This window comes from Streptomyces chiangmaiensis (assembly GCF_036281785.1).
In the GTDB taxonomy this organism is placed as follows: domain Bacteria; phylum Actinomycetota; class Actinomycetes; order Streptomycetales; family Streptomycetaceae; genus Streptomyces; species Streptomyces chiangmaiensis.
Genome location: NZ_JAYWVC010000273.1, coordinates 1 through 9051, shown reverse-complemented (window position 1 = coordinate 9051; position 9051 = coordinate 1). Strand labels below are relative to the sequence as shown.

9 protein-coding genes and 1 pseudogene are annotated in these 9051 nt (G+C 69.2%); 8 read left to right on the top strand and 2 right to left on the bottom strand.

What is annotated here, in order from left to right:
- From VXC91_RS39475 to VXC91_RS39440, 8 genes and pseudogenes are all read left to right on the top strand, one after another.
- Positions 1-1487: pseudogene (locus VXC91_RS39475) on the top strand (transposase); the annotation flags it as partial.
- On the top strand, positions 1484-1720 hold the full coding sequence (locus tag VXC91_RS39470; RefSeq protein ID WP_329512182.1) for a hypothetical protein: 237 nt from the start codon (positions 1484-1486) through the stop codon (positions 1718-1720). The pseudogene VXC91_RS39475 and the gene VXC91_RS39470, both read left to right, overlap by 4 nt.
- The gene (locus VXC91_RS39465) at positions 1711-3567 is read left to right on the top strand and encodes a TniQ family protein (protein ID WP_329512181.1); all 1857 of its coding nucleotides are present in this window, start codon (positions 1711-1713) and stop codon (positions 3565-3567) included. Before VXC91_RS39470 ends, VXC91_RS39465 begins: the two co-directional genes overlap by 10 nt.
- 437 nt (positions 3568-4004) lie before the next feature.
- Positions 4005-5063, top strand: a complete 1059-nt coding sequence (locus VXC91_RS39460) for an NAD(+)/NADH kinase (protein ID WP_329512183.1) — start codon at positions 4005-4007, stop codon at positions 5061-5063.
- Positions 5064-5422: 359 nt separating this feature from the next.
- Positions 5423-5587: a 50S ribosomal protein L33 gene (rpmG, locus tag VXC91_RS39455; protein ID WP_329512180.1), complete on the top strand. Its 165-nt coding sequence runs from the start codon at positions 5423-5425 to the stop codon at positions 5585-5587.
- Between the two features lie 45 nt (positions 5588-5632).
- Entirely contained in the window at positions 5633-5893 is a 261-nt protein-coding gene (locus tag VXC91_RS39450) for a type B 50S ribosomal protein L31 (protein ID WP_329512179.1), read from the top strand.
- A gap of 37 nt (positions 5894-5930) precedes the next feature.
- Positions 5931-6053, top strand: coding sequence for a type B 50S ribosomal protein L36 (gene ykgO, locus VXC91_RS39445; protein ID WP_059128114.1), 123 nt, complete (start codon positions 5931-5933; stop codon positions 6051-6053).
- A gap of 194 nt (positions 6054-6247) precedes the next feature.
- Positions 6248-7312, top strand: a complete 1065-nt coding sequence (locus tag VXC91_RS39440) for a lipoate--protein ligase family protein (protein ID WP_329512178.1) — start codon at positions 6248-6250, stop codon at positions 7310-7312.
- Positions 7313-7428: 116 nt separating this feature from the next.
- Here the strand turns inward: VXC91_RS39440 and VXC91_RS39435 are convergent, their stop codons facing one another.
- Both VXC91_RS39435 and VXC91_RS39430 read right to left on the bottom strand, forming a co-directional pair.
- Complete coding sequence (locus VXC91_RS39435; RefSeq protein ID WP_329512177.1) at positions 7429-7818, bottom strand: hypothetical protein; 390 nt, start codon at positions 7816-7818, stop codon at positions 7429-7431.
- Positions 7819-8041: 223 nt separating this feature from the next.
- Entirely contained in the window at positions 8042-8509 is a 468-nt protein-coding gene (locus tag VXC91_RS39430; protein WP_329512176.1) for a hypothetical protein, read from the bottom strand.
- Positions 8510-9051: the final 542 nt, after the last annotated feature.

Sequence of the window (9051 nt, the reverse complement as noted above, 5' to 3'; positions counted from 1 at the left end):
GCCCGTTCCGCCGATGCCTCCCGGGACGCTTCCCAGCGGGTGGTGGTGCATCGCCCGGGCAGGTGGTCGCTCTGGACACGACACCGTTGCCGGTGAAGGTACGCGAATCCGTCTTCGGTGATCCGGTGTCGGTGATGCTCACGATCGCCCTGGACCTGTTCACGCACTCGATCGTGGCCTTCCGGCTGACTCTGGTGTCGGACACGTCGGTGGACATCGCGATGCTGCTGCGGGATGTGATGCTGCCTCTGCCGATGCGCGAGGGCTGGGATGGAGACATGGAATGGCCCTATCCCGGCGTCCCGGCCGCGCTGGTTGCCCAGTTCGCCGGGCACCGGGTTGCGGCCCTGCCGTTCTTCGCCCCGGAGACGGTGACCACCGATCACGGCAGCCCCTACAAGAACCACCACGTGGTGGAAGCGGAACGGACGTTGGGCTGCAACATCCTTGCTGCCCGCACTCTGCGGCCTACCGACAAGTTCGCCGTCGAGCGGGCCTTTTCCGCGATCAACAGTCTGCTGCTGGAGCACCTGTTGGGTTTCACCGGGGCGGACGTCGCCGACCGCGGGGCTGATCCGGAAGCCGATGCGGCGTTGACGATGTCCCAGATGGAACACCTGATCGCGACCTGGGTGGTGAAGATCTGGCAGAACCGGATCCTGGGGGAGTACGCCCCGGCCTGGGGTCCGGGCGAGGACCACAGTCCCAACTCGCTGTTCGCTGCGGCGATGCAGCAGGGCGGTTTCGCCCTGCAGATTCCCAGGCCGGAGCTCTACTACGGCCTCTTGAAGGCTCACTACGTCAGGATCCATCCCCGGCGCGGGGTGAAGATCGGCGGACTTTGGTATCACGCCGTCGTCCTGGACGACCCGCGTTTCCACGTGCCCTCCACCCGGGGCGGCCGGCACGAGGGCAAGTGGGTCATCCGCTCCGATCGCCGGGATCGCCGCACCGTGTTCTTCCAGGACGATATGGAGCCCGACCGCTGGCACGTGCTGCGCTGGAGCGGGGTGCCGCCCGAAGGGGAGATCCCGGCGTTCTCCGACCGGGCCGCCGAGGCGCTGCTCGCCGAGGCGCGCAGACGGGGCCTTGCTCCCCGCTCCGATGCCGAACTTCTCCCGGTTCTGCTGGAGTTGCTCGGCTCCGCCATCCCGGTCGCCCTGTGGCCGACCCAGATGACCAAGCGTGAACGCAGCAGGCGGTCCCGGCAGCACGCGCAGACCGAGGCGGCCGCAGCCGACCGGGCGCCGGCTGCGGCCTCCGGCCGGGGTCGTGACGCGGAGGTGTTGGCCTGGCCCGAACAGGCTCGCACCGTCCAGGACCGCGTCGATGCGGACCGGCACCGCAGGCGTGAGGCAGCGACCGCGGGGCGGCGGCCCGCTCCTCCGCCGCGGCTCGGCGAGGTGCTGCGGCGCCGGACGCTGTTCCTGCTGCCATTGGACGAGGACGAACCCGAGGCCGTTGCCCGATCCGAGGAGCGCAGGTGAGCCACACCATCCCGGAAAGCGATCTTGCCGAGGCGCTGCTACGGCAGGCTCCACGTCGCGACACCTATACGGGCTGGCAGAACTGGCGCACCTCCCGCCGCTCGTTCGTTCCCGCCCCGAAGCTGACCCTCGCCGAGTGGAAGGCGCTCAGCCTCGCGAGCGGTCGCTTTATGACCTGCACCGCACCGCGACCCACGTCCACCTGCCGCTGCAGGAGACGCCCATGTCGTTGAAGGTGTCGCGCCTGGTCAACCGCCGCCTGCGCAACAACGCGCTCAAGACACGGCCGTCCACGCGGGCCGGAGCGATGGTCACGGGCTGGGGTTACCAGGGCAAGACGGAAACGGTCTGCGAGGTCGCCGCTGCCTTCGAGGACGCCTGGCTGGCCCTGCATGATCACCTCAACCCGAACACCGTGGACGGCGTCCGGGACCTGCGCGCACCCGTCGCCTACGTCCAAACACCCGTCACCGCCAAACCGAAAGGCACCTGCCAGGCGATCCTCAACTTCTTCGGCGCCGAGAACCGACGGCTCACCCTGCCCCAGCTGATCCGGCAAGTCGCCGACTCGCTGGACGACCACGGCACCCAGGCGCTGATCCTCGACGACATCACCCGCCTGCGCATGCACCGGGCAGACGACCAGGACACCCTGGACCTGATCCGCGTCCTGATGAGCATGAACGTCACACTCGTCCTGGTCGGCGTCGACATCCTCGGCTCGGGACTCCTGCGGCAAGGACACTGGGACGCCACCACTCGCCAGTGGGTGATGCCGCCCTCCCCGCACACGCGCGTCCACGGCCTGGAGGCGACACAGACAGAACGCCGCTTCGACCTGGTCGAACTCGACCGCTTCCGCTACACCACCCCCGACCAGATCGCAGCCTTCCACGACCACCTGGCCGGCCTGGAGGACAGCCTGCGGCTGCTGAAGGCAGAACCGGGCATGCTCACCTCCGGCACCATGCCCGAGTACCTCATGCGCCGCACCGACGGCGTCGTGGGCCTCTTGGAACGGCTCGTCGAGGACGGCTGCCAGGAAGCGATGGACAGCGGCAAGGAGACCGCACGGGGCGGCATCCTGACCAGCAGAAGGCCCTACACCGGGGGCCAGTACCTCCTGGACCTCGGCGAACACCTCAACACGTTCGCCCACGCCATGCGGCTGACCACCGAGGAAGCCAGCCGTCTCACATTCGCGCCGGACGCTGACCGATATCCGCCGATCACCGCATCTATCCACGCGCGCACGAGGCGCAACTACCTTTACGACGCCTGGGTGTTCACCAAGTTCACGCGCTACTGCCCGCACTGCCTCGCCGGCAACGGTTCAGCGATCCAGCAGCGACACGGCGGCCCCTGGAAGATTCGATGGCTCCTCCCGATCAGCTTCCTCTGCCTGGAGCACGGAAAGTTCCTGCAGGACACCTGTCCGGGCTGCCAACGACCTGTCCACTCTTCCGAGCGCGCCGGCAGCAGATTCCTGCCCATGCCCGCTCACAGCGGCCTGCACCCAGCTCAATGCCGCAACCAAAGACCAGAGATCACCTCGGATCGACTGCTCTGCGGCACTCGCATCGACGTCGAAGAGAACCCTCCCCAACCCGGGGTCACCACCCCGCTCAGGCGCCTGCAGAGCCAGATCAACGACCTGCTCTCCCCTTGCGCTGATCCCACCCAGGCCAGCCGCTACTTCAGCGATCTCCGCGTCATGGCGACCGTCCTCCAGGCCACCTGGCCGCTCGGAAAGGACCTCACCCCCGCCGACCTACCGGACGCACTCGACCTACACGTTGATCAACTACGACAGCGGCAAGGAACGAGAGGGGACCACGTCGAAAGGGTGAGATGGGACGCACCGCCCCCCTCGGCCGTCGCCAGCGCCACCCTGCTTGCGGGAGCCGACACCCTCCTCACCATGAACACAACCGCCCGTCAGGACGCCCTCCACACCATGCTGCCCTCGGCTCCGGCAAAAGGATCAAAGCAATGGGGAGGGACCTGGACGCACCTCAGGCAGCACGCCTCACCCCACCTCCGCGACGAAGTCGAGACCGCAGTGGCCAACTATCTCTGAGAAAAATGGCCAACCACCGTTGAGCACTCGCCGCTCCCCAGCAGACTTTCCGACGCCTCTGGCCACCTATCGCTGAAGGTCACAGGCTCCGAGGGCGGGACGTCGGCCAGATCCGCGGCCGCTCGGACGCGGGGTACGTTCTGCCCGGCGAGGCCCTGAAGGCCGGGATCCAGCGGCAAGTCGTATCCAGTCGCGGAGCCGCCTGCAGTCGCTTTTCGACCGCGCCGGTCAGGCGCGGGCCAGGACCTCGCCGGCCGTCCGTGCGCCGGAGGGGGCCCCGGCCAACACCTTTCGCCCAGGGCCCGGCCGACCCGATCACCGCGGCGCCGTTCCGCACCCGCCGGACGCCACAGGGGCCGATCCCATGGCAGTCACCTGCAGAAACTGTGACGATGGCTTACAGGCCTACAGATGCGACGGCGGGCTGGGAGACGGACATGCCGATCAGCCGGGTGGGACTCGTCGTGCACGGAGGCCGCCGGGAGGCGGTGTCCGGAGCACAGATCGTGCGCGCGTGGTGCGCACGGCACGGTATCGGCTGCGTCGACATCGATGTGTGGCAGGGCCAGGGGAGCCGGCACAGCGCTCGCGAGGAGGTGCAGGCCGCGGGCAGCCCCGATCTCATCGTGACCCTCGGCGGGGACGGCACGTTCCTGCGCGGAGCACGGATCGCCGCCCAGAGGGACATCAGGGTGCTGGGCGTGGATGTGGGCAAGGTGGGCTTTCTGACCGAGACCCCGGTCGCCGAGGTGGAGCAGGCGCTGGACGCCGTGCACACAGAAAAGTCCGAGTGCGAGGAGCGCATGACGCTCACGATGCGGGCGTCCAGGCTGCTCGAGGTGCCCGCCCCCGAGGAGGAGGTTCTCTGCTACGGCCGTGGCCCGGCGCTGCCTGCCCCGCAGCCGGAGACCGATCCGGAAGAGGGAGACCCGTGGGGGATCGCGCTGGACGTCACCGCGCTGAACGACATCGTCGTGGAGAAGCTGGCGCGGGACCATCAGGTGAGTGTGGGCGTCTACATCGCCGGCCGACTGCTCGCCTCGTACTCGGCCGACGGTGTCATCCTCGCGACCCCGACCGGCTCGACGGCCTACAGTTTCGCCGCGGGCGGGCCGGTGCTCTCTCCCCGGATGCGGGCCGTGATCTTCACTCCCGTCGCCCCGCACATGACCTTCAACCGTACGGTCATCGCCAACGCGGACGAGCCGGTCGCCCTGCGCGTGCTGCCCCACTCGGGGCGCGCCGCGGTCAGCGTCGACGGGCAGCCGCGCGCCATCCTCGAGCCCGGCGACTGGATCGGTGTGATCGCGTCCCCGCGCCCCCTGCGCCTGGTCAGGCTGGCCCCTGCCAACTTCTACGGGCGACTGCGGGAGCGGATGAGGCTCACGGACGCCCCTGCGACGGCTGCGGACGGTGAGGCGGCGCCGATGTTCCGGCCCTCCAGTCCGGTGCCCGACGACCTGCGCCACCTCCAGTTGCCCCCGCCACCCTCGTGAGACTCCTGTGACTTGGCAGGGGGAATGTCTGCGGGGCCCGTCCGGTTGGACAACGCGTGGTGATGAAGGGAACCGTGTCCCCGGGCCTCACCTTTCGCCCATGAGGACGATCGTTCGGCTGAAGCCTCATGGAGCCTTTCGCCGAGAGGCGACCGCCCTTCACGACCACGAGCTTCGTCTCATTGCCCCGGCCGGTCTCCGGCCGGGGCAATGAGACGCGGCGCACCGGACGCGTCCGGACGAGTCCGGACGCGATGTCCGGGTGACGCCCCGGGAATGCGACGACGGAAACCGTTGTTGCAGCAAGCGAATGGCATGAGCGGGTCAAGCCCGTGGAGTGTCGGCGGAAGGAGTACCTCATGGCACGCAGCACCATGCGTCCCGTCGTCAAGCTGAAGTCGACGGCCGGGACCGGCGTCACCTATGTGACGCGCAAGAACCGTCTCAACGACCCTGACCGGCTCGTCCTGCGCAAGTACGACCCGGTGGCGGGGGAGCACGTTCTCTTCCGCGAGGAACGCTGAACCACGCCTCCGCCGTGCGGCGGAGGCCATGAGGAGGGACATCCCATGAGGCACGGCATCCACCCCGTCTCCCGCCCGGTCGTCTTCCGCGACCGCGCCGCTGACTTCGCGTTTCTGACCCGTTCGACCGCGCACTCGACCCGCACGATCGAGTGGGAGGACGGCAACAGCTATCCGGTGATCGACGTCGAGATCTCGTCGGCCAGCCACCCGTTCTACACCGGCACCTCGAGGGTCGTGGACACCGCGGGCCGGGTCGAGCGCTTCGAGCGGCGCTACGGCCGCACGCCAACGGTCCGTGGCTGACCGCGCTCCCGTATCCGAGCAAGAGGAGAAGACAGTCATGAAGGTGCGCAACTCTCTGCGCTCGCTGAAGTCCAAGCCGGGGGCCCAGGTGGTGCGCCGCCGGGGTGTGACGTTCGTCGTCAACAAGAAGAACCCCCGCTTCAAGGCGCGCCAGGGCTGACGCCTCCGCGTGCCGGCGACGGCCTCGGCCCACGCCCCGACGAGCCTCCGCCGTGCATCCGGCCGTCCAACTTGACCACCCTGCTGAACGGCCCCGGCCGGTATCACCACCGGCCGGGGCCGTCGACGTGGAACAGCAGGCACAACGACGGCGTTACCGTGACTGCATCGGACGAATGATCAAGGTGAATCATCATGCACGGCGAGTACAAAGTGCCCGGGGGCAAGCTGGTCGTGGTCGATCTCGACGACCACCGAGGCGTCATGCGCAACGTCCGCGTCGCCGGCGACTTCTTCCTCGAACCGGACGAGGCACTCCTCGCCCTCGACCGGGCGCTCGAAGGGGTCCCCGTCGACACGGAGGCCGCCGACCTCGTCCTGCGGATCGAAAGGAGCCTTCCCGAGGGCACCGTCATGTACGGCCTGACCGCGGAGGGCGTCGCCATCGCAGTCCGGCGTGCTCTGGCCCAGGCGACGGACTGGACCGACTACGACTGGCAACTCATCCACGAGCAGCCCCAGTCGCCGGCCCTGCACATGGCGCTCGACGAGGTCCTGACGGAGGAGGTCGCCGCGGGGCGCCGACCACCGACTCTCCGGGTCTGGGAGTGGGGCGGACCTGCCGTCGTGATCGGCAGTTTTCAGTCGTTGAGGAACGAGGTGGACGACGAAGCCGCCGAGCGCCACGGGATCACCGTGGTGCGTCGCATCTCGGGCGGCGGGGCCATGTTCGTGGAACCGGGAAACACCATCACGTACTCGCTCTCCGTGCCCGCCTCCCTCGTGTCCGGACTGTCGTTCGCCGATTCCTACGCCTACCTCGACGACTGGGTGCTGGGTGCCCTGGGCGACATGGGCATCACGGCGTGGTACCAGCCCCTCAACGACATCGCCACCGAGGCCGGAAAGATCGCCGGAGCCGCGCAGAAGCGTGTGGTCGGCCCCGACGGCGGTCCGGGTGCGGTCCTGCACCACGTGACCATGTCGTACGACATCGACGCCGGCAAGATGCTCGAGGTGCTCCGCATCGGTCGGGAGAAGCTGTCCGACAAGGGCATCCGCAGTGCCAAGAAGCGCGTCGACCCGCTGCGGCGGCAGACCGGTCTGTCCCGCGAGGCCGTCATCGACCGCATGATCGGGTCCTTCCGGGCCCGCTACGGCCTGGCCACCGGCCGGATCGCCCGGCAGGAACTCGAGCGTGCCGAGGAACTGGCCGCCACGAAATTCTCCTCCCCAAAGTGGACTGCCCGGGTCCCGTGAATCCCGAACAGTGGGGTCACCTCTCGGTGAGAGGTGACCCCACTGAAAGCGCGTCGCTCGCGCCTGCGCTGCGTCCCATGGTTGTCCGGCCACGGCCTTCCTTCCCGGTCGCCGCACTAGCGAGCGATCGTGACGGTGGCCTCCGCGACCTCGTCCGTGTTCGAGGCGCAGGCGAAGTAGATGGTCTGCTTGGTTCCGGGGGTGGCATCGGCCGTGATCGTGGCCGTGCCGGTGAGGGTTCCGTCGGCGCGTGGCTCCAGGAGCGTGAGACCGATGGGGGACCTTGCCGTCGTCTCACCGCCGACGAGCGAGCCCTCGGCGATCCCGCCCTCGCTGGGTTCGCTGCAGTTGCGCAAGGTCAGCTGGACGGTCTGGCCGACTCTGACGGTCGTGGGGCTGACGCCTGCGACGAGGTCGTCGCCGTCGGCCGCCGTCGCAGCCGGCGCCGACAGCCCCAGTGCGGTGCATGCCGCGACCGCGACAGCGGGCATCGCGATGAGACGCATGACTGCCTCCTGCGGGCGTGGTCCGCCGGGTGACTCCCGAAGCGTGACCGCACCACGCCACTGTCGAACATAGGGACGGCGTGGGAGGCGCCGCGACATCGGCTGACCCGATCGGGTGAGCTCCTCCCGGGGAAGAATCCCCTGCGCGCGGAGAAACGCAGGCAGAGGGCTTGCGACCGGTGACGGGCACGCTGTCCGGCGACGACGAACGCGCTTGGTCAGGTCAGCTCCACAGGGGGTAGGTCACCGTGCGCTGGAACCCCTCCGGCCGGTCGGCGGTGTAGACGAGGCTCATCTGGGTGAAGTGCTGCATCTTCGGGTTCTTCGCCCAGGGCTTCGGCTCGTCGAGCCGCACGGTGACCGCGTACGAGTGGAATGTGCCCGCCGCGCAGTAGGGCTTGCAGTCGTTCACCAGGTTCGTGCCCGTGGCCTCCGCGGAGTCCGGACCCCAATGGGACCAGCGCAGCGAGGCGAGGCGGCTGTTGCCGTCTCCGCAGGCGATCATGAAGTCGCCGGGATGTACCTGCGGGTTCCACAAGCAGTCCACGAGCACGGGCGGGACAGGCTGCTGCTTCACCGCGTGCGCGGCCGGTGGTGCCGCCGCCGGGAAGGCGGAAGCGGGCCCCATGGCGGCCGCGAGCGATGCGACGGCACAGAGCGTGACCGCCGTGGTGACTGTGTATCTCCGCATCGCCGCTCCCGGCCGCCTGTCTTCGGACTCTCGCGCCCGCGCCTGCTCGGTTCTGTGATGACGCTACGACCGTGTCAGCGGATGCACCACTTGTACGGGGCCACACCGATTGTTACGGGGCCACACCGATTGTAGGGGGCCGCACCGAGGCTTCGCCGCGAAACCGCCTGCTCGCCCGTCAGATCTGTGAACGGGGCGGCCTCTCCGGAAGCAGGGTCCCGCCCCGGCGATCGAGAGGGCCGGCGGGAGCCGCCGGCCCTCTCGATCGCCGGGGCGGGTTCCCCGCGCGGCGGGGCCGAGCCGGGGCCCGGGAGCGGCGTGCCGAGCCCGGGTCGCCCGAGCGGGACGCGGGCTTCGCCCTGGCCGCTCAGGTCAGCCGGTGGTCCCCATGCGGTCCTTGCCGGGGGGCATGGAGCGCGTCCAGGCGGCCGGTGCCGCTGTGTGCGGGCCGACCGTCAGGGGTGCCGCGTCCGGCGACGGACGGCACCGCCCCCACACGACCAGAGCGATCGTGTGGGGCATCGGACCGCCCAGGCCAGACA